Annotated in this window: 19 protein-coding genes, 1 tRNA gene and 1 riboswitch; of the genes, 4 read left to right on the forward strand and 16 right to left on the reverse strand. The window is 36.4% G+C overall.

Going from position 1 to position 22,383, the window contains the following annotated elements:
* Positions 1-41: 41 nt before the first annotated feature.
* Positions 42-267: riboswitch (cobalamin riboswitch) on the reverse strand.
* A 323-nt stretch (positions 268-590) separates the two neighbouring features.
* The 3 genes from RT261_RS09395 (at position 591) to RT261_RS09405 (ending at position 1,824) form a co-directional block, all read left to right on the forward strand.
* Positions 591-674, forward strand: a tRNA-Leu gene (locus RT261_RS09395).
* Between the two features lie 100 nt (positions 675-774).
* Positions 775-1,215, forward strand: coding sequence for a GNAT family N-acetyltransferase (locus RT261_RS09400; RefSeq protein ID WP_313132053.1), 441 nt, complete (start codon positions 775-777; stop codon positions 1,213-1,215).
* Positions 1,216-1,314: 99 nt separating this feature from the next.
* Positions 1,315-1,824, forward strand: a complete 510-nt coding sequence (locus RT261_RS09405) for a hypothetical protein (protein ID WP_313132054.1) — start codon at positions 1,315-1,317, stop codon at positions 1,822-1,824.
* Between the two features lie 68 nt (positions 1,825-1,892).
* On the opposite strand, the gene RT261_RS09410 is transcribed toward RT261_RS09405, so the two are convergent.
* The 12 genes from RT261_RS09410 to RT261_RS09465 form a co-directional block, all read right to left on the reverse strand.
* Positions 1,893-3,110, reverse strand: a complete 1,218-nt coding sequence (locus RT261_RS09410) for a hypothetical protein (protein WP_313132056.1) — start codon at positions 3,108-3,110, stop codon at positions 1,893-1,895.
* 167 nt (positions 3,111-3,277) lie between these two features.
* Positions 3,278-5,071 carry an ABC transporter ATP-binding protein gene (locus tag RT261_RS09415; RefSeq protein ID WP_313132057.1) on the reverse strand — a complete coding sequence of 598 codons (1,794 nt, stop codon included), beginning with the start codon at positions 5,069-5,071 and terminating at the stop codon, positions 3,278-3,280.
* Between the two features lie 17 nt (positions 5,072-5,088).
* Positions 5,089-6,777: an ABC transporter ATP-binding protein gene (locus RT261_RS09420; protein ID WP_313132083.1), complete on the reverse strand. Its 1,689-nt coding sequence runs from the start codon at positions 6,775-6,777 to the stop codon at positions 5,089-5,091.
* 368 nt (positions 6,778-7,145) lie between these two features.
* Positions 7,146-8,609 (reverse strand): ABC transporter substrate-binding protein, encoded by a 1,464-nt coding sequence (locus RT261_RS09425; protein ID WP_313132059.1) that lies wholly within the window; start codon positions 8,607-8,609, stop codon positions 7,146-7,148.
* 57 nt (positions 8,610-8,666) lie between these two features.
* A complete protein-coding gene (locus tag RT261_RS09430) occupies positions 8,667-9,560 on the reverse strand; it encodes a carbohydrate ABC transporter permease (protein WP_313132060.1) in 894 nt (297 codons plus the stop codon).
* Entirely contained in the window at positions 9,560-10,522 is a 963-nt protein-coding gene (locus tag RT261_RS09435) for an ABC transporter permease (RefSeq protein ID WP_313132061.1), read from the reverse strand. Before RT261_RS09435 ends, RT261_RS09430 begins: the two co-directional genes overlap by 1 nt.
* Positions 10,523-10,713: 191 nt before the next feature.
* On the reverse strand, positions 10,714-11,973 hold the full coding sequence (locus RT261_RS09440; protein WP_313132062.1) for a Gfo/Idh/MocA family protein: 1,260 nt from the start codon (positions 11,971-11,973) through the stop codon (positions 10,714-10,716).
* A gap of 34 nt (positions 11,974-12,007) precedes the next feature.
* Entirely contained in the window at positions 12,008-13,312 is a 1,305-nt protein-coding gene (locus RT261_RS09445; protein ID WP_313132063.1) for an MFS transporter, read from the reverse strand.
* Positions 13,313-13,344: 32 nt separating this feature from the next.
* Positions 13,345-14,463, reverse strand: coding sequence for a DUF4832 domain-containing protein (locus RT261_RS09450; protein ID WP_313132064.1), 1,119 nt, complete (start codon positions 14,461-14,463; stop codon positions 13,345-13,347).
* An 8-nt stretch (positions 14,464-14,471) separates the two neighbouring features.
* Positions 14,472-15,758, reverse strand: coding sequence for an acyltransferase domain-containing protein (locus tag RT261_RS09455; protein WP_313132066.1), 1,287 nt, complete (start codon positions 15,756-15,758; stop codon positions 14,472-14,474).
* Between the two features lie 4 nt (positions 15,759-15,762).
* The gene (locus tag RT261_RS09460; protein WP_313132067.1) at positions 15,763-17,097 is read right to left on the reverse strand and encodes a DUF4832 domain-containing protein; all 1,335 of its coding nucleotides are present in this window, start codon (positions 17,095-17,097) and stop codon (positions 15,763-15,765) included.
* A gap of 14 nt (positions 17,098-17,111) precedes the next feature.
* Positions 17,112-17,324, reverse strand: coding sequence for a hypothetical protein (locus RT261_RS09465; RefSeq protein WP_313132069.1), 213 nt, complete (start codon positions 17,322-17,324; stop codon positions 17,112-17,114).
* Between the two features lie 282 nt (positions 17,325-17,606).
* Here RT261_RS09465 and RT261_RS09470 point away from each other — a divergent pair, with 282 nt between their 5' ends.
* The gene (locus tag RT261_RS09470) at positions 17,607-18,620 is read left to right on the forward strand and encodes a LacI family DNA-binding transcriptional regulator (RefSeq protein ID WP_313132071.1); all 1,014 of its coding nucleotides are present in this window, start codon (positions 17,607-17,609) and stop codon (positions 18,618-18,620) included.
* A 305-nt stretch (positions 18,621-18,925) separates the two neighbouring features.
* Here RT261_RS09470 and rplT read toward each other — a convergent pair whose 3' ends face one another.
* From rplT to RT261_RS09490, 4 genes are all read right to left on the reverse strand, one after another.
* Positions 18,926-19,282 (reverse strand): 50S ribosomal protein L20, encoded by a 357-nt coding sequence (gene rplT / locus RT261_RS09475; protein ID WP_313132072.1) that lies wholly within the window; start codon positions 19,280-19,282, stop codon positions 18,926-18,928.
* A 29-nt stretch (positions 19,283-19,311) separates the two neighbouring features.
* A complete protein-coding gene (gene rpmI / locus RT261_RS09480; protein ID WP_091684934.1) occupies positions 19,312-19,509 on the reverse strand; it encodes a 50S ribosomal protein L35 in 198 nt (65 codons plus the stop codon).
* 142 nt (positions 19,510-19,651) lie between these two features.
* Entirely contained in the window at positions 19,652-20,146 is a 495-nt protein-coding gene (gene infC / locus RT261_RS09485; RefSeq protein WP_313132075.1) for a translation initiation factor IF-3, read from the reverse strand.
* Between the two features lie 413 nt (positions 20,147-20,559).
* Entirely contained in the window at positions 20,560-22,149 is a 1,590-nt protein-coding gene (locus tag RT261_RS09490) for a peptide chain release factor 3 (protein WP_313132077.1), read from the reverse strand.
* Between the last annotated feature and the right edge of the window lie 234 nt (positions 22,150-22,383).

Genomic DNA, 22,383 nt, shown 5'->3' on the forward strand with positions numbered 1-22,383 from the left:
TTACCCTAATAAATATAGCATGTCCTGTCCTCACAGAATTGCTATTCTATAAAACTTAGGCAGGTATTCTGACTTATACTTCAACATACATTTTCGCCTTCCCAGATATTCCAGTGGCCGATTTTTGCAATCCAGAAAATGTACTCTGTAAATACAGCAATGGGATTGTGCAGGATTCTCACCTATCTTCCCTATTAATTCCATAACCCAGGGGATTTGCCCAAAGCTTATCCTACTGAATTGGAAACCTAAATTCTTGGTTATTATTAAAATATACTATTCATATTAGGTTATTATAATATATAAATATTATCATTGCAAGTAAAATGCTCCCTGTATTATAGTGGGAAATTGTCGCCTGATAAAGAGCTATTTACAGTGTGGCATACGCGCTAGATTCAGGCTCTAGCAGCTGCAAGACCCTACGGGTTCAAGGCTGCATTTTTGAATTAAAAGGGACATAAATAATACTTAATTATACTGTTAAGACTACTATACCAAGTTAATTTTTATACTTTTTAAGTAAATTTCATAACCTTATACTTGACATAACTGAAAAAAGTAGTACAATATTTACGTTACTATTATTTGCAGTCGTGGCGGAATTGGCATACGCGCTAGATTCAGGTTCTAGTGGTCGCAAGACCGTGAGGGTTCAAGTCCCTTCGACTGCATACATAATTTTTATTAAAAGAAGCCGATTACTGCAATCGACTTCTTTTATTTTATATGTTAAAATAATCCCCAAAAACATAAAATAAGAGGTGCAAGCTTATGAATATAATAAAAGTCACAGAAAACAAAAAAGAATATATCGACCTGCTATTACTTGCAGACGAACAGGAAAGCATGATAGACAAATACTTGGAACGTGGCGAGATGTTTGTTCTAGATGATAATGGAATAAAAGCCGAATGCGTAGTTACAAAAGAAGCAGACGGAATTTATGAGATAAAAAATATTGCAACCAGACCTGATTGCCAGCGAAAAGGATATGGAAAAGCCCTGATAGAATTTTTGTTTTCTTACTATACGGATTGTAGAACTATGCTTGTGGGAACAGGTGACAGCCCACTCACTCTGGACTTTTATCAAAGATGCGGCTTTATTGAGTCACATCGTATAGAAAATTTTTTCACTGATAACTATGACCATCCTATATATGAATGTGGAAAGCAACTTGTTGATATGGTTTATCTAAAAAGGGAGTCATAAAGTTCCTCCTATTTTTGTTGCAATGTCCCGAAGTCATGGTATAATTTAGCATATCAAGTCCTTTTTAGGACAAATAAGTGATAGGAGGACGGAGTAAAAATGAAAAGAGCAAAGGTTCTAATGCTTCTGTTAATATCTGCTTTACTTTTTAGTGCATGTAATGGTGGGAAGCAGTCAGCAAAAGAAATTCCTGATGATTTTGGATTTGTTTATACCCACAATTTCACAGAAGTTGATACGTTTAATTCTACAATAAAAAACAGATTTCAATTTGACGAAGGAGACCCAAATGCTATAACAGATTTCAATTTTTCTGACGAGCAGCTACAGAAGATTTATGAGGCCTTTATAAAATATGACCTCCATGATCTGCCTGAAGAGATCGATCCGGATAAAGGCTATATGGCCATACCTCCATCCTATTATGAATTTCAATATGTATCCGATGGTGAGACTAAAAGCATATCCTGCAGTACAGGTGCCCACATAGACCAAAAGGGAATATCAAAGGCTAACAATAAATTTGTAAAGTTCATGACGGAAGTTTGGGAGTATGTTCATGAATCTGATGCATATGAACGTCTTCCATCCGGTCCACAAGTGGAATAAAACAAATAAAAAATCCGTTGTTCTGTAAGGAGCAGCGGATTTTTTAGGTTTAACAAAGTTATTCTGTTTTATTCTTTTTGTAACACACCAAAACAAATTTGTATTGGTTTGTCGGAAACTTGATAGGAATATTTACACTTGCTGGTATTGCCTAAGTACTTTTCTGCATTCTCCGGTGTGTCAAAATTTTTGCTGTCATAAGATGGTACCACTGGTGTGATCCAAGTCATATCCGACTCCATCTCCAATAACACAAAGTCCCTGCCTAGCTGAGCGTCAGGATTTTCAGCAAGATAATCTTTGAGAACAACAGACAAGTTAAAATCTAATACAATTGTGGCATCCTGTAGGTTTTCCACACTATAAACGGGACTGATAATCCGGTATGCTTCACCAATTAAATAGCTGACTGGTTCCTTTGGTGGTTCAGCAGCTGTCAGTACATAGCTTTCCTCTACCGCAGCTTCTTCACGGACACCCTGATAAATATAGCCTTCAGCGCCATTTCCCTGGCTGGCAAGAGCCGCAGGTTTGCTGAAATCATGCCCTCCACCTTTTCTAAGATTATCAAGTAAAATCCGGTTATTATCTAATATATACTCTGTGTTCAATGCCTCTAGTGCATCCACAGATAAAGAGGGTGGTGCAACCAGAACAGATAGGAACATATATTCATTTGTATTTCTTATTCTTGTGACATACTCGTCAAATGCCTCATAATTTTTACTGTAATCAGCAACACTATCCGGCCGAATGATCACATAAAAATTCGGTCTGTCTTCCCAGGATTCATTTTGAAACACAGTGCGATAGCGGCTTCCATGCTGAAGTAAAAAATCTTGTAGATCACCATTCCATTTTTCATGAAAAGCCCATTTAAGGCTATCCCACAATTCCCCTTTACTGGCATCATTAATCAAATTTATCTCTACAAGATAGTTATCTGATAATGGGTTATCAGCAAAAGCAAGTTTCATTGCTTCAGCAATCTCCCCATATTCTTTGGTGTCTAAACAATCATAGCCTTTGGATTTGCCTCCCTCCGTAAAGACATTCATGCGTATGTAGTAACCCTCCGTTGTTTTGGCGTAATAACCCTGGGAATAACCTTTCTTTTTATGCCAGCGAACCCACTCAAAAGTTGGCGTACTGCCGTATTTTTTCTGGATATACTCTGTCATAATCGTTTGGGCTTGTTTTTTGGAATACCCCCTGTTTCCACATTGTGTAAACAATACCAAAACCACTAACAACAATAAAGCTAAGCCATAATGAAGTTTTTTCATTCATTTCCTCCTTTGTATTCTTTATATTCCACCGTATTTTTCATGAATTTATTGAAAAAGCAGCCATGAATAATTGGACTTATTTGAAATTCCCTGGATAGAAATGCACACTTTTTCTTGGTGGAAAGTTGTACCCATTATATGTTGTGTACACAACAGCCTCTTCTTTATTCAAATTGGGATTGATACAGCTTATAATAAAACCCTTTCTTCTCTATCAATTCCTTATGTTTTCCCTGCTCCACTACCTTGCCTTCATTTACCACTAATATGGTATCGGCACCTTGGATAGTAGATAATCGGTGGGCAATAACGAAACAAGTTTTATTCTCCATAAGTTTCACCATTGCTTTTTGTATCTTTACTTCTGTTCTGGTGTCTACATTGGAAGTTGCTTCATCTAAAATCAGCATTTTGGCATCCAGCAGCATAGCTCTGGCAATGGTAAGCAACTGCTTCTGCCCCTTTGATATATTAAATCCATCCTCGCTGATTATAGTATGATAGCCCTCAGGAAGGCGCTTAATAAAGGAATGAATTCCTGCCATTTGGGCAGCCTTAGTCACTTCCTCCATAGTGGCATTTTCTTTACCGTAGGCTATATTATCAAAAATAGTTCCCCGAAATAGCCAAGTATCCTGTAACACCATGGCAAAGGACTTTCGAAGACTTGCTCTTGTCAGGTCTCTTGTTTCTTTTTCATCAATAAGAATCTCCCCGTCCCAAATATCATAAAAACGCATAAGAAGATTTATAACAGTAGTTTTTCCTGCTCCTGTAGGCCCTACAATGGCTGTTAGGCTGCCAGGTTTTGCTGTAAGATTTAATTTTTCGAAAATTAACTTCTCCGGTATGTAACCAAAGGTAACGTCTTTTAAATCCACTTCCCCTTCTACTTCTTCTAACTCTTGTGCTCCCTCTTTATCCAACACTTCCGGTGCTTCATCCATAAGCTTAAATACTCTCTCTGCAGCGGCGGCAGCAGACTGGAGTTCACTTATGATATTAGCTGTCTCACTTATGGGGCCGGAGAATTTACGGCTGTATTGTATAAAAGAAGATATATTACCAAGTGACATATTTCCTCTTAAATAAAATATTGCACCAACCACCGTAATAAAGGATAGTGAAATATTATTAATAAAGTTAACCGTCGGTCCCATGGTACTGCCGTAGAATTCGGCTTGATAATAAGCTTCCGTAGTTTCCTCATTTATAGCATCAAAACTTTCCATAACCGCATCTTCGGAAGCATAAGCCTCTATAGTCTTTAACCCTGATACCATTTCCTCAGTAAAGCCATTGAGCTCTCCTAATTTAGCCGAGCGCTTTCGAAAAAGGGGACGTACCTTTTTGGACATAAATCTTGTATATAATAGAGATAGTGGTATGGTAATCAGCATTACCCATACCAGAACCGGTGATATAATTATCATCATAACCAAAGAACCGACTACAATCATTACGCTGGCTGCTATTTGTACGATATCTGTAGAAAGGGAAGTATTAATGGTATCGATATCGTAAGATATTCTGCTGATAATATCTCCCGCTTGATTCCTATCAAAATATCCAACCGGTAATTCTACCAGTTTAGTAAATACGTCCTCTCTCATCTTATGGATGATTTTCTGGCTTAACTGAATCATTAATATGGAACGCAGATATGCAAAGAAAGAGGAAGCAATGTAAAACGCAACCATCCACCCTGCAAAATATAAAACATCATAAATAAGTACCTTTCCTTTACCCAGCTCGATGGCATCAATTGCATAACCGGATAACATAGGTCCTAAGAGTGCAAATACATTACCGGCAAGGGTTAGAATAATTGCAAGGGCTAATAACCATTTATAATGATATATATAAGGCCAGAGGCGTTTTAAAACATATTTGGTATCTCTTGGTCTTTCATTTTTTGTACTGACTCCTCTTTTTGCTGGTCCCGGATTTACAGCCATGTTTATGCCCTCCTTTCTTACATCATCTGTGAATGATAGATCTCCTGGTATACCTCACAGGTTTCTAACAAGGTTTCATGCGTTCCATAACCAGCCATTTTGCCCTCCTCAATTACAAAAATATGATCCAGTTTCATAATGGAACTAATTCTTTGGGCAATGATAATACTGGTAGTATCAGAATATTGTTCTCTAATTGCTTTTCTAAGCAGCGAATCTGTTTTATAATCCAATGCACTGGAGGAATCATCCAGGATTAATATCTCCGGATTTCCGGCTAAAGCTCTTGCAATCAATAACCTTTGTTTTTGACCACCACTCAAATTGCTTCCCTTAATGGCCAGTTTAAAGTCCAATTCTCCCTCCAGTTCCTGAACAAATGAGTCCGCCTGGGCATGTATAAGAGCCGCCTTTACCTGCTCTCTGGACAGTTCTCTTCCCAGCTTTATATTTTCATAAATTGTATCTGCAAATAATACATCATTTTGAAATGCTACACCGAATTTTTTACGAAGTTCCTGTTTATTATAGCTTTTTACATCTCTTCCATTAATAAGAATACGTCCCTGTGAAACATCATAAAAGCGCATTAACAGGTTGATCAAAGTCGTTTTTCCGGAACCGGTGGAACCTATGATGCCAAGGCTCTCACCTCGTTTTAGGCCAAAGCTGATGTCTTCTATACAAGGTTCTTTCGTATAAGAGAAAGATACCCCTCGAAATTCTATATGATATTTTGTCTGAACTGGCTCTATATCCATTTCTTTTAAGTCATCTTCTACAACTAATACTTCCTCAATACGAGCTGCGGAGGCACTGGCCTTAGAGTAGATTACAAATATTCTGGTAATACCAATAACAGCATTTAGCATTAGTGTAAAATAAGATAAGAAAGCCACTATCTTACCCGGTTCAGAGCTACCGCTGTTTACCCGGTAAGCACCGATAACAACCACCAGGGTAAGTCCTAGATTCAAAAGCAGATTCATCATAGGGTCTGTAATCGCCATGGTCATACCGGCTTTCAACTCTTTGTCAACAACCTCTGTATTCATTTTTTTAAAACGTTCCTTTTCATAGGGAGTTTTAGATAATGCTTTAATCACACGAATACCGCTGATATTCTCTCTTACTACCCGAACCAACCGGTCTGCAGAGGATTGTACCTGAATATAAAGGGGAATGCCTTTTTTCGATATGTAGAATACTACTAAAACAAGAAATGGGAAAATGCCCGCAAGAACTAATGTCAATACTGGTTCTAAGGTACTGGTGATTATGATTCCTCCAATTAGTAAGATAGGTGAACGCACTCCAAGCCTCTGCATCATACTAATCATGCTGTGGATGTTATAAGTATCCGAGGTTAACCTGGAGCCTAAAGAAGGTATTGTAAAATAATCGATCTGAGCACCGGATAAACTTTGAATCTTTTTGTATAAATCATGTCTTAAAGCCTTTACTGCATCTTTTGCTACTTTTGAAGCATTGCGATTTGCTTTAATATTAAAGGTTCTTGCCCCAACAGAAAGGAGAATCATAACTAATCCCCATAGCAAAATATATGAGATCTTCTTATACGGAATCACTTCATCTATAATATATGCTAACACCCATGGAAGACCTAGATCTAAAAATGTTCCAATCACTTTAATAAACAATCCATATAACATGGAACCCCTATAGGGTTTTAAATATGTAATCACTTTGTTCAAAGCAAAACCTCCCAAACCCGACTTTACCAATTCATTTTTTTCGGAGCTTACATTCAATTTTACAAAGCAGCGAGCTTTTCAACACTCTCATCTACTATAAAATACAATAATTATTCTATCATTGGTAAAAGTGACCGTCAAGTTAAGCAAGCAAATCTTTGTTATATTTTATATTATATGTACATTAATACCAGTTTTCTTATGATTTTCGTTCCATTAACGGGCAGATTGAGTATTTATTAAATAAATGGGTAAAACAACATAAGAAAAATAAAAAAGACCTGGATTAAAATATTCCCTGTTCCTATTTCGGAACAGGGAATATTTATATGTTATGCCTCAATAAATAATTTTTATATTTACTTTTTATTGGCTAGGAATTCATCTAACTGACGTTGTACTTCAGCTACATACTCATCCATACCTGCTTCTTTTAATTTCTTAATTGCCTTTGGATATTCCGTTTCAAAATCTACAAAGCCGGAACGGATTGCAGCTAAATCTTTGCCTGCAACTTCTCTAAGGGCAGTTTCTATTTCTTTTACATTTTCATTATTAAAACGGAATCCTATTGAATCGGATACAATAGCGTCATCATCCCATTTTGTATAATTATCAATGCTTTCCTGCTCTACATCCGGAGCAAACAATTGATAATTTTGATTTCTAAACATCCATTCATAGAAGAATTCATTTGAGGAAAGTTTATTAATTCTTCCATCCACAATTTCGTAATCTTTTCCTTCCACACCGTATAATGCGAATAAGTAATTTTCTTGTGAAGAATAAAGCCAGTTAAGGAACTTCATTGCTCCTTCCGGATTTGGTGCGGTTACAGGGATACATAATACTTCTCCGCCTGTTGAGGTAATATAACGAGGTTTTCCCGGAGCCAAAAGGTAGCTTTTTAATTTTGCATCTGGTGCATTGGCTTTAACAGAATCAATGATTTCCATTTCCTTACCTAAAGAGCCTTCTACCCACAGATATAAACCGGTCTGCATACGAGAGTCTCTTTCATTGTATTTGATTGTTAAATCTTCTGTATACAGTCCTTCTTTATACATGCTTTGGTTATACTGAGCAAGTTTCTGAAATGCTTCTGTTTCAAAATAACTGTATGCCTTTTTCGTATCTTCACCAAATACTACTAAGTCTTCCGCAGCGATCCAGTTATATTGTTCCTCTGTAAAATATCTGGTTAAAGGCTTAAAGATAACATCAGCAGGCCCTTTCATTTCAGGAAATTGTTCCTTAACTTTTATAGCAAACTCTTTTAAATCCTCAGCAGTTTTAATTTCTGTCATTCCAACTGCTTCTAATATATCCTGACGGACACATACTAATTGGAACATAGCGGAAGATGGTGCATAAGCAGATGGGATACCATATATTTTACCATCAATTGTTGCACCTTGAAGCTGTTGTTCCGGCAAAACTTTAAGCATATCCTGACCGTACTTATTAATCAAATCGTCTAGTGCCATACTTTGCTTCTTATTTACCATCGCTGCAAGATCAGGAAGACCGTCCCAATAAAGGTCTACTGGTTCATTGGCAGCTAACATAATGTCTTTTTGTTCCCAATATTGAGCCCAGGGTACAAAGGTAACTTCAACCTTTAATCCAAGATCCGCTGCCATTTTTTCAGCGAATTCATTTTTAAGGAATTCTGACATCCTGTCACTGGTTTCACCGGGATATAAAATAGTAAGTGTTTCAAGTTCTCCTTTTGCATTTCCCCCTTTTTTTCCACAGCCTGCTAACAGCGAAGCTGCTAACATCATTACTGCAAAAAGAATAAGTAATTTTTTTGATTTCATAAAAATATCCTCCTTTTATGTTTTTTATAGAATGCCTTTCAGGCATAATACACTCAGTTACTCCTTTACTGCCCCTGTCATAACACCATGAACAAAATATTTTTGAACAAAGGGGTATAGAAAGATGATAGGGCCTATGGTTATTACCGTTACTGCCATCTTAACCGTTTCTGCCGGTAAAGAGATTCCTCCTGCTGCCCCTGCCGGTACACGTCCTGAACTAATTGCATTAACATTGGATAATATGCTGTATAAATAATACTGTAATGGGAACAGATTCTTATCATTAATAAAGATTAATGAATGCCACCAATCATTCCAATATTGTAATGCATACATTAAGCCAACGGTTAATATGGCTGTCTTGCTTAGAGGCATTGCCATTTTTATAAATATAGTAAAATAATTCGCTCCATCAATCTCTGCTGCCTCATAAAGGGATGAGGGTATGCTGGAAAAGTAGGTACGCATTAAGAACATATTCCATACACTAAAGATGGATGGCAGGATTAGGGCTAAAATATTGTTCTTTAATCCATAAAAATTAACGCACACCATATACCAGGGTATCAGTCCCGCAGAAAAGATAATAGTAAAATTACAAATAAATGCAATGACGTTTCGATATTTTAATTTCTTTATTGAGATAGCAAATGCAAGCATACTGGTAATCAGCATAGCTCCTATTGTACCTACTACTGTAATAAATATAGTCACTCCATAAGATTTTAAAATTTTAGTACCGCTGTTGATAAATATGTACTTATAGGTATTAAACGTAAAATCTAAGGGAAGAATGGAATAACCCTTTCTTGCTATTTCCTGCTCTGATGAGAAGGAAACGCTGATGGTTAAAATTAGCGGATATAAGCATATAATCGCAAACAATCCAATAAAGCAATATGCAATAACCGTAACTAATTTATCTGTAAATAATCTATTTTTATTCATTAGAACAGCCCCTCCCCATCATTTACTTTCTTAGCGGCCCTATTTGCAATTGTTACAAGTATTAAGCCCATTAAAGATTGGAACAATCCTATTGCGGTAGAGTAAGAGAAGCCCAGAGTTCTCATGGTCTGATAAACGTAGGTATCAATTACGGTAACCTCATCGATTAGAACTGGATTGTTACCAACAATACCATAAATCATTCCGAAATCCCCGTAGAAAATTCGTCCGATACTCATTAAGGTAAGAACTACAACGGTAGGCTTTAACATAGGAATTGTTAAATAAAAGATACGTTGGAACTTATTCGCCCCATCTACTTTAGCTGCTTCATACAAGCTTCCGTCAAAACTGGACATTGCAGCCATATAAATAATAGAATTATAGCCGCTCCATTTCCATACGTTCGCTATAATAATAATTTCTTTCCAGTACTTAGGTTCTGCATACCAGCTTATAGGGTTCTTTCCAAAAAATCTTAATAAATTATTGGCAACACCCACATCGGTGGAGAATATTCCGTATATAATTGCACCTACTACAACCCAGGAAAGGAAATAGGGGAAAAACATCATACTTTGGGTAATCTTCTTATAAGTCTTGTTTCGAATCTCATTTAAAAAAATAGCTATAGTAATGGGAACGACGGTTCCAAATATAATACCAAAAAAGTTAATTACTAAAGTATTATAAGTTACTCTCCAACCCATACTGTTTTTTGAAAAGAAAAATTTGAAATTCTCTAACCCAACAAATTTGCTTCCAAAGATACCATCTACCACATTAAAGTCTGTAAATGCCATCCAAACTCCGCCAAAGGGTATGTAGCAAAATAGAATTAGTACGATTAATGCAGGTACGCACATGAAATACAAAATTCTATTTTTCTTTAACTCATAGAAAAAACCGTCTTTTCTTCTTTTCCGGCTTCGATTCAATGACTTTTCCGCAGCCAAATTCATATTAACCTCGATTCCGGTGCTTTAGCACCATTTAATAACGATAAAACTATTACCTCTCTACATTTGCTATTATCAAAGCGAATATTCCTAATCCGCTTACGCTGCCTGCTCATAACCTCATTATCACTACGCGGCATTTCAGCCGGAACCCTAACTCCTGCTGAAACAGGTAAGCCCGCTTCCCGGTGAGGTTAAATAGTATCTTTTAATTGTTCTTTAAATACGTGTAAATCAATATTTTTTCCAGTAACTCTTGCTTCTTCTGCTGCATACGCCATAATATGACTTTCGACTGATCTGTCAATGGAAGATCTGCTATCCACACCGTCTTTTTCCAGCATATCTAAGAAGTCCTCCATTAGGCCGGTATCTCCGCCTCCATGTCCGCCTTCCACTGAACCTGGGTGAATGACTCTTTGCTCATAACCTCCCACTGCATTGGGAGCAAAACGGGTCACTTCAATAATATTTAAACCATCATCCCCTCTTATTTCTCCATTCTCACACATAACTTTAATGGTCCGGCACATCCGGTTGGTAAATCCACTTAGATTAAAGCTGACCGTTACACCATTTTCGAATTCAACAAGAGATACCTGGTTATCACATACATCGTTATCACAACGGTATACACAACGTCCGTAAGGACTGGTCTCCAATGCTTTTAGCAGTCCTTCCTCTGTCTGATCCTGACTTACCACCGTAGCCGGCCACTGCCCTCTTACCGGCAGATAAGCTTTTCTCACATCAAACCGGCATTCTTCTGCTGCTTTACAGGTGAGACATCTATCGGAACTACCCATTGGTGCATTTTCTTCTTTAAAATAAGTTAAATTTCCATAAGATGAAATTCGTTTTGCATTGCTGTTTACTAACCAAGTCAGAATATCCATATCATGACATGACTTTTGCATAATCAGAGGACTGGCTAAGTCGCTTCTTCTCCAGTTTCCTCTTACAAAAGAATGGGCGATGTGATAATTACCTATGTTTTCATTATGCTGAATGGTGATTACTTTTCCCAATTCATTGCTGTCTATAATCTTCTTAATTTCTGCAAAAAAGTTTGTGTAACGAAGCACATGACAAACAATAACATGGCATTTCTTTTCATGAGCCTTTTCCTGTATCTTTACACATTCCAAAGGACTTGGGGAAATTGGCTTTTCTAAAAGAATATCATAGCCCAGTTCCAGTCCCTCCATAGCCTGTTCATAGTGATCTCTATCCATAGATGCAATAATAATGGCATCACATATTTTCCCTAACTGATAAAATTCTTCAATGGATTTAAATTGTCTTTCTAATGGTATATTAAATTTATCTGCTGCCATCTTTCTTCTTTTATCATCCGGTTCTACTACTGCAATAATGTCAGCTCTTTTACTGTTATAGGCATATTCTGCATAAATCATGCCTCTTTGTCCTGCACCTATTAAACCTAATTTCACTTTAACCTCGATTCCGGCGTTTTAGCGCCTGCGTTTATTTCTTTATCTTAATGCTTCCTAATGCCGCAAATAAAATAAGACTTGTAATTAAAAATAGCATTTGTATGCTTCCCATGGAAATGACCTTCCACTCTATTCTAAGATTCTTAAGCAGCTGTGAAGCTGCTGCTCCCAAAATTCCTCCAAAGAATCCGGTAACATAGGCGATAGATTGGGTCACTCCTAAATATGTGGTTTTACCCGACTCCGGCCCATGGATATATTGAATATTAACCGCTGCCATATTAAATGCTCCATTGCTTCCTGTTAACAGGATCTGAAAAACAGGAACCAACACAAAGGCATTATTAGCCGTAACAAAAGCCCACCCCATATAGCAAAATGCAATTATCACTCCACTGGCTTTTAATAAAAAGTTCCAAGAAGTTTTATCCGCCAAACTTCCCCACAAATAAATAGATATCATTCCAAATATATTTCCCAGCACTCCCACCACGGAGATAAAGGAATAGCTTAATTTAAGGGAATTAACCATATATATAGGAATAAAAGAAATCGAAAAATGAACTGCAAAATACCAAATACTTAAGAACAAAATAACTTTACGAAAATGTAAATCCTTTAAAGGCTTACTAATCATTTCAAGTAAAGAAGTATTATGCATCTGCTGTATATTAACTGGCTCCCCTATACCGGATAAAAGTATAAAATCCAGTATGGATATTACTAATACAAGAAGAAAAATAATAGTAAATCCAGTTAAATATTTATTGTTTATCTTATAATAATCCAGCATCCGCCCTATGATTAACGAAGCGGCCGCCACCCCAAGCATGGAGGTAATATCTTTGATGGCAAGAAACTTACCTCTTCCGCGAACCGGGGTCATACTCATATTCCAGCTGCTAAGCCCCGGCGTAACAAAACCTGCTGCCAGATATGCAAAAGAATAAATTATCATGATTACTATAAGCTGGGAAGCTTTTTTATGTAGTACATAAGGTACAAAGATAATGGTTCCCACTGAAAACCGGAACAAAAAGCAACATATGCATATTAGCAATTTTCTATGTTTTAATCTTTCAAAAATATAAGGGGAGAACATTTGTAATATACAGCCTAACTGTGGAATTGCACCTATTATTGCAATGTATCTTTCTGATGCTCCTAAATAGCTTAAATAGCCTACTAAAAAGGTCCCCGTTGTCAGTAAGCTAATCATGCCAGCTGTTAACCCGGAAAGGATTAACTTCTTTTGACCTCTTTTATATTCCTGTTCTGTTAGTTCATTGTTGTTGTAATATATTTGATGAAGCATCCTTTTTAATTTTGTAAACATAAGTATCCTTTTAATACCCTTGGGTATTACTCTTATTTTTCTTCTTCCGGGACTTGGGGATCCTCTAAGGGATAATATCCTTCAGGATAATAGGTATCCCAAATGTTAAAAAGCTCATCCCTCTTCTTATTATCAATACAAACCGTCCCAATTTCATAAAAACCATTTACTGAAATATTTTCATTATTCAGTTGTATGGGAGTGTTATCTAATAAGAAAAGTCCTATGGATATAGTATAAATCCCAACTTCCATATCCGGCAGTTGCAGGATTTCATTATGGGTGATATCACCTACCGACCATGACTCTGTGCTGTCTCCCAAGGTCAATTCATAAGATGTGTCCTTACCATGGGTTTGAGGTAATCCCTGGGGTTTTATTCGTAATTTTATTGTAAATGGCTGATAAACCTTTGCAGTTCCCATATTCACAAACCATAGCCGAAGAGGTAATGCACCCTTCTTTGAAACCACCTCCGGATAAGTGACCCTTCTTAGGGTTAGGTTATATCCCAAATCTAAGAGTATATTGGAAAGTCCACCATGCCATCTATAGATTTCCCTGCTCATATTAGTCTCACAAACATCATCCGTTAAATGTACCAACACCGGATTCTTCTTCCATATATGTTGAAGGTTTTGTTTTGCAAATCCCTCACAACAATCGATCCAATTTTCTTCATTGCACTTAACCAATAATCCAAATTCCTTATTCTTATCCTTCAAATAACCTATTAATTCCTTATTATTTAAATCAGCAAAAACGGTAGTACTCTCAAAAGAATCTAAATATCCGTCCCACTCCGCCCAGCTGTTATTTATTGTTGAAATAACAACTCCAACCAGGTTCTTATTTTCACCGATAAAACTTCCAACCCTTCTTATAAGTGCTGCAAAGGCATCTGACTGATGATTGCTTACCCATACCGGAATCTCCGGAACTAACATTAGAACGGGGTTTTTTACATTTTCAATTTCTTTGTTAATGAATTCTAAATTAAATTCACCCCGGTTTGGTTCTAAGAAAGTCCAGGGAAGCCTTACATAATGAATCTGACCCGCTCCAAAATTAGATGGTGTCTTACTTTGGGGTTTAAAACGAATTGTTTTCGTTTTATACTTCTCATAATTCTCAAGTGAATAAATTCCCATGTCCCCTCCTACTGCAGATGACTGTCTACTGTTTCTTTGAATTGTTTGATGTCTTCCTCGGTTATGTATGGCATGTTCCCCATTTTGCTGGCTTCTTCTTTTAAGACTATCATACATAAGGTATTGAACCGTCTTCCTCTTTTCATGTATTCCGCAGCTGCTTTTTGTAAGGATGTCTTTAAGGGAATACTGTCAGGATCTGCTTTCCACTCCCCAAAAGCTTCATATCGCAGCATACTGTCGCCTTCAAAAATAGGATAATTATAAAATTGTCTCTGTACCTGTACAATGTTGCTATTTTCATTTAATACCAATGACAGTCTGGTATCATACAGCCAACTTTCACTCCAGAATCCCTTTATTGATAATTCCGGAAAATACTTATGATAAAATTCAATTGCCAGCTCCATTGAATTTTTTACCCTGTCTGGAGTATAGCCGGGCCCGGAAGGAATGTGGAACGCTAAAACCGTATCTCCTTTTTTCAGTACGATATCCCATTCATTTTTACTAATTGTAGTCGTTTCTTTTTCTACAAATCCCATTGGGTTAATCCTATTGGCAATAATTAAGTCCCTAGTTTCATTCCATACAGAGGTGAACTTACCCTTCTCATCGAATACGTCATTAATTCCATCTCTTTGCCCATCTCTGCGGAATTCTTCCCCTCCATGTCTTAAAGCAATTACTTTTTGTGAATTCTTATTACGAAACATAGTGAATTCATCTTCAAAACGGTATGGTATAAAGAAAAATCGGTCCAGTAAAAATATAGAGCAAGTATAGAAATTCATATCCCATGGAAAATCACTTACTTTAGTATCATTGCTCTTAATCAATTTTTCTAATTGATTCTTTAAAGGCTGGTGAGGTATCTTTTCATAATACTCTTTTGGTATTCCTCTACTCTCCATTTGTTTCATGGAAGGCACTACACAAGATAGCAGCAACAAAAAGGAATATAAATCACCATGATTTTTCATACAATCGGGGGTAAGATTGGTATAAAAATCTTCATCACAACGGTTACGTGCCGAACACATATCATCTACCAGGAATTTAGTAAAATAGAATAACACAGAATCCTTTTCTATTTCTTCCAGGGCAGATAGTAGAAATTCCTTCTTATCTTCTGGGACATTATATTGATTCCATATTCCATATAAAAACTCCCGTTCAATTAAATATTCATTATTATTCGGTTCATATGTTACATACTTCTCTTCAATTCCTTTTGGCAGTTGATCGAACTTACAATAATCAATACAAGCCTTATATTCTAATTTTTGATCCATAGCGTTATTCCCTTTCTATTAAAATCTTACCCATTTGGTAATAACCGTTCTTTTCTCCTGCAATGGCAAGCTTTATATTACCAATTTCAGCTACGTCAGTTTCTATTCCTATTTCTAAATCATAGGTACCTTCTGGTACATTATCTGGAATTAAGAAGCTTTCTTCCCAAAGAATATCCATGTCCGGCAGCCACCCGCGAATGTCTTCCCTGCTCTTAAAAGTATATATTCCCTTTTCTCCAGCCAGTCTGACTACAAGAGTATAGGGATTGTAAATAGGTGCAACCCCTGTATTAGCCCATAAGCCACAGATATGAATCTGTTGTCCTCCCTTGACCTGGCTGTCAAAGATAAACTTTCTAAGTTCAAAACGATACCCCATTTTCTTAATCCAGTATTCTATTTTCTCTTTCCAAGGCTCTGGTACAGTAGTCCCTTTGCTGTTAAAGGAGGATATATGCCACTTTAATGATTCTTCAATAATATAATCAATATCCCATTCCTGATAATACCAATCATTCATATGCCAGCAGGCTTCAAACAAAACAGGCGCTGTTTCCCAGGCAGAGCCCATATTAAAGTTTTGAATATTTTCAGGATAAAAATCCAGCATATGGGACCATTTCTCACCATGGAATCCACCCATATCTCCCAGACAATCTACCCGGAAGCCAACCTTTGCCTTACGTTCCCTAATAATCTTAAGGGATAAGGGATCATGTAACAGCGCTTGAAGGGGAGTGATTTTAAATCCATCCAAATAGGCATCTGTAACCTTTCGAATTGCCTCTTCCTCTAAGAATTCCGTTCCGCCTCCTTCTCCCCAAGCTCCCACGATTGTCATGTCAACAGAGCTGATAATTGGATTTCCATCAAAATGCTTCCCAAATTCTTTAATAAAATTTGTCCAATATTCTATGTAAGGAGTGGTATTTGGATCTACTCTCCAAAAAGGAAATTCCGGTTCCTGGGGGCACTCTTTTCGAAACCATCCCGGTATATCCTCTTCTTCACTTAAGGCATAGGGAGAGCATCTAACCACCGCTGTACACCCTAAAGATTTTGCATACTCTAATTTATCCTCTAACAGCTTCCAGTCATAGAAACCTTTTTCACGTTCTATCTGCCTCCAGCCCACACTGCAGAAATACACTTTACTGTCGGGATGATTATAAGTTTTACTCTCTTCTGTAAACTTATACTTTTCTACCTTATTGCCCCGGTTGTCATAAACTTTTTCCTTACTTCCCATCAATTCAGGGGCAGCTATAAAACCAATGCCCGGATTTGTAATTACTGTATCAATTATTGTTGGATATATGGTAATTTTCTTATTCATAATCTTCTCCATCCCTACTGTAAATAATTAATTTTAAAAAGATTGCATCCTGAACTTTTATAGTAATCGGACAGTTCTGTCAGCTTAGATGTACTACAGTTCATCACGGCAGCCAGACAATCATAGCAGCGTATGCTGCCAAGTTGCTTGCCAAGTATTTTTACATTCAGGGCAATTTCATCATTTTTTACATTTTTGTTACATATGGCACAATGAACCTCTTTCATGAATTTCCTTTCTCAAACTTTAATTAGTACTTTTTAAAGAATTCAATGGGTTTTCCTATTCATTTTTATGGTTTACGTTGATTTGTTACGTTTGTTTACTAAAATTTATAGTTATTATAGCATTGAATTTTTGATTTGTAAATAATAAACCGTATAATTTTCACAATTTATTTTTTATTTCACTATACTATTTGACATAGGATGATTTAAATTGTATTATATATATTACGTAAATATCGCGAAACAAAAGATATAAATTTAAATAAGGAGGGGATCCTTTCTATGAGTACCATAAGAGATGTTGCAAAATTAGCTAACGTTTCTATCGCATCTGTATCCAGAGTGATTAACAATGATACCACTTACAAAATGACAGACGAAACTCGGGCCAGAGTATGGAAAGCCATTCATCAGTTGAATTACAAAGTAAATCCTGGCGGGAAAAGTCAGGCATCAAACACTGATAATAAAACCAATGTTAAAATCGGCTGCATTCTAAGTGTAACTAAGAAAAAATTTAATGATCCGTATTTTATGTCCATATTATCAGGAATTGAAGACAGACTATCCAGCAAAGGATATGATATATCATTTATTAGGACCGGGGCTGAATTGGAAGACAAAAAGACTTTGTTTGGTACCTTTAACGAATCGATAAGCGGTTTAATACTGATGGAAACTTTGGACGAAGAGACCTACGAATTCATTCGTAACCAAGTTCCCCATATTGTTGGTGTTGACACTGAGAGAGAAGAAATTGATAATGTGGGATATGACCATTACAATATCGCTACTTTAGCTGTAAAACACTTAATCGAAAGAGGCCATAAAAAAATTGGTTTTATTGGGGGAAGCGGAAGAAAAGGTAATATTAAAGAAAGTCAGCGTTATAAAGGTTATTACGCCACCATGCACGCAGAAGGATTAGCTGTAAATCCTGACTGGATTATCGATTGTATGTGGGACGAGGATATTTGTTCAGAGAAAGTGAATCATTTATGCGAAACTGATAATTATCCGGATGCTTTTTTTGCTGCAAGTGATTTAATGGCTATGGCAGCCCTTAATACTTTGTATAATAACAAAATATCCGTTCCGGACCAAGTAGCTATCATTGGCTTATCAAATATTGAAGTTTCAAAATATTCAAATCCACCTTTAACAACTATGGAAGTACCAACATTTGAGATAGGAACCGTAGCTGTTGACCTTCTATTAGACCGTATTAACGGGAATGATCTTCTTCCCAAGAAAGTAATTTTACCAACCAAATTAATAGTCAGAAGTTCTACTTAACAAGAACGGAATTTTACCGGCAAAGTTAATAGTCAGAAATTTTACTTATCAAGAATGGAATTTTACTAACCAAGTTAATAGTCAGAAATTCTACTTATCAAGAATGGAATTTTACTAACCAAGTTAATAGTCAGAAATTTTACTTAACAAGAAAGGCTTATTTCAAGGAAACTATAAATAGTTTATCCATGAAATAAGCCTGATATTTTAATTGCAACGGATTGTTATAATCCTTTGCACTATTTTATTTAATAATTGGAACAATCACATCACAGCGGATATTCGCAATCCGTTTCCCTGATGCATTAAGCTATTTTAGATTTTGCAACTTCAGCTAAAGAAGCGAAGCCTGCGGGATCGTTAATAGCCATGTCAGATAACATTTTTCTGTTCACTTCTACTCCGGCAACTTTTAAACCGTACATAAATTTGCTGTAAGAAAGACCGTTCATTCTTGCTGCAGCATTGATTCTTGCGATCCATAATTGTCTGAATTGTCTCTTTCTTTCTTTTCTACCAGCAAAAGAAGTTGATAATGCTCTCATTACGGATTGTTTTGCTACTCTATATTGTTTAGATCTGGCTCCTCTATAGCCTTTAGCCAGCTTTAATACTCTGTTATGTTTTTTCTTTGCGTTCATTCCGCCTTTAATTCTTGCCATGTTCTATTTCCCTCCTTATCACCAATATCTTATAGATATGGCATAATCTTCTTCATGTTCTTTACTTTTGTTGCACCAACTAAAGTTGCCTTTCTAAGATTTCTCTTTCTCTTAGTAGATTTCTTAGTTAAGATATGGCTTTTATAAGCTTTCATTCTCTTTAATTGTCCTGTACCTGTTTTTTTGAAACGCTTTGCTGCTGATCTGTTTGTTTTAATCTTAGGCATAATATGTCCTCCTTAATCATGATACAATTAAATCTCCCCATATGCGAATTCCGCCAGGTTGTCCAATTGTCTTATTTATATTATTTATGACATTTTTCAATAAAAATCATAAAGTTACTATGATTGAGATTTCCAAATGTTACTAACGTTTTTCAGTTAAAAACATAATCATGTTTCTACCTTCTAATTTTGCTGGCTTCTCAACGACTGCAACATCCTCAAGCTTTGAATAGAAAGCATCTAAAATCTGTCTACTGGATGTTATATGTGCCATTTCTCTACCACGGAAACGAAGAGCAACTTTAACTTTATCACCTTTTGTGATAAACTTTCTAGCTTGGTTGGCTTTCGTATTAAGATCGTTTGAATCAATATTTGGAGACAGACGAATCTCTTTTACATCCGTAACCTTTTGCTTCTTCTTAGCCTCTTTTTCTTTTCTGGCTACTTCATATCTGTACTTACCGTAGTCGATAATTTTGCATACTGGTGGTTTTGCTGTTGGAGCAATCTTTACTAAATCAAGATTTGCTTCTTTTGCAAGTTTCATGGCGTCTTTGGATGACATAATTCCTAATTGTTCGCCATCTTCTCCAATTACACGGATTTCTTTGTCTCTAATCTGCTCATTAATCATTAAATCGCTAATAGTTGTACACCTCCATAGGTTGAATCTTAAATCATTATGTTACTTGGCATAAAAAAAGTGGATAGCAAAGTCCATCCACGTTTCAACCGGATCAATCTCACTGATTTCATCAGTAAGCGCTCAAGAAATTCAGCAATACACAAACATGCCATGCTTGCAGCTTAAATTCCATAATCCAGAAATATTAACCAAAGTCACAACTAAGTGCTGAGGTGAGAGTGGATACTCTGCTTTGTTGTTATCGTCCATCCTTAATTGTTTAACTAAGGATTTACAAGCTTTTATAGTCTATCATATTATGAACGAAATGTCAATAATTTTTTTAACTTTTTTATACAGAAAATTTTTAACTTTTTAATACAGCTTTATCTCAGTCAGAACCGGAAGGGTGGAAGAACCTCCTACTCCCTTCCGAATTCGGATAATTTTAATTCTTTATTTCTATCTAAAACCGTCTGTATGCTCCAACTATGAACAAATAGTAACAGTGGATTGCCCTTCATATCCTTTACCTTCTTGGTATCGGAAGTAACATTTAGCTTACTTACATCAATTCCTTTATTTTCAATCCATCTGATATGCTCAAAAGCAAGATTCTCTAAGCGGATTTCTACTCCATATTCCGATTCCAGTCTGAATTTTAGTACGTCAAATTGTAGAACACCAACTACACCAACTATGATTTCTTCCATACCGGTATTAAATTCCTGGAAAATCTGAATAGCACCTTCCTGTGCAATCTGGGTAATACCTTTTAGGAATTGCTTTCTTTTCATAGTATCTACCTGTCGTACTTTTGCAAAATGTTCCGGAGAAAAAGTTGGAATACCCTCATAAGAAAATTTCTGATCCGGCATACAGATGGTATCGCCAATTGAGAATATACCCGGATCAAATACGCCAATAATATCTCCTGCATAGGCTTCTTCTATAATCTTTCTTTCTTGTGCCATTAACTGCTGCGGCTGAGATAACCGCATCTTCTTTCCGCCCTGTATATGATTTACTTCCATTCCTGCTTCAAATTTACCGGAACAAATTCGCATAAATGCAACACGGTCTCTATGAGCTTTGTTCATATTTGCCTGAATCTTGAATACAAAAGCCGAAAACTCATTCTTAATTGGATCTATCAGACCATCATTGGACTTTCTGGGCAATGGTGTGGTAGTCATGTTAAGGAAATGTTTTAAGAAGGTTTCTACACCAAAATTCGTTAAAGCAGAACCAAAGAACACTGGTGATAATTTTCCTTCACGTACTAACTCCAAATCAAACTCACTGCTGGCACCATCAAGTAATTCAATTTCATCTGCAAGAACTGTATGATTTTCTTTTCCAATAAGAGAATCCAGTTTTTCATCCCCTAATTCCACCTCAATGGTGTCCACTGTTTTTTGGCCATTATTCGCTGCAAAAAAACGGGAGATATGTTTGGTTTCTCTGTCATAAACGCCCTTAAAATTCTTACCAGACCCAATAGGCCAGTTAATTGGGCAGGTTTGAATACCAAGAACAGTTTCTATTTCATCTAATAATTCAAAGGTATCCCTTGCTTCACGGTCCATCTTATTAATGAATGTAAATATGGGGATATTGCGCATTACGCAAACTTTAAATAATTTCTTTGTTTGTGCTTCAACACCTTTGGAAGCATCAATAACCATAACTGCGGAATCCGCTGCCATTAAAGTACGGTAAGTATCTTCCGAGAAATCCTGGTGTCCCGGGGTATCCAATATATTAATACAAAAATCTCCGTAATTAAATTGCATAACGGAAGAAGTAACCGAAATACCACGTTGTTTTTCTATTTCCATCCAGTCAGAAACAGCGTGCTTTGCTGTCTTTTTTGCTTTTACAGAGCCAGCAAGGTTTATAGCTCCTCCATAGAGTAACAGCTTCTCTGTTAAAGTCGTCTTACCGGCATCTGGGTGGGATATAATTGCAAATGTCCTTCTTTTTTCTATTTCCTTCGTATAATCAGTCAAAATGAATCCTCCAAACTATATCTGTCGCAAATGATAATATGCTGCCAGCACAATTTTCCTATAGAATGCCTTGGTATATTACTTGCATATTTAATCTATATTCTATCCAATATTATTTTCTTCAAAACTATTTAATCGTATAATAATGTGTGATATTTGTCAAGGATTTGTAATGGTAAGATTGCGTTTAGTTAGTTTAGGATTTGTTTGGGCAGAGAAAATCCCTTGATGATA

It is taken from the genome of Anaerocolumna sp. (assembly GCF_032079385.1).
GTDB lineage: Bacteria > Bacillota > Clostridia > Lachnospirales > Lachnospiraceae > Anaerocolumna.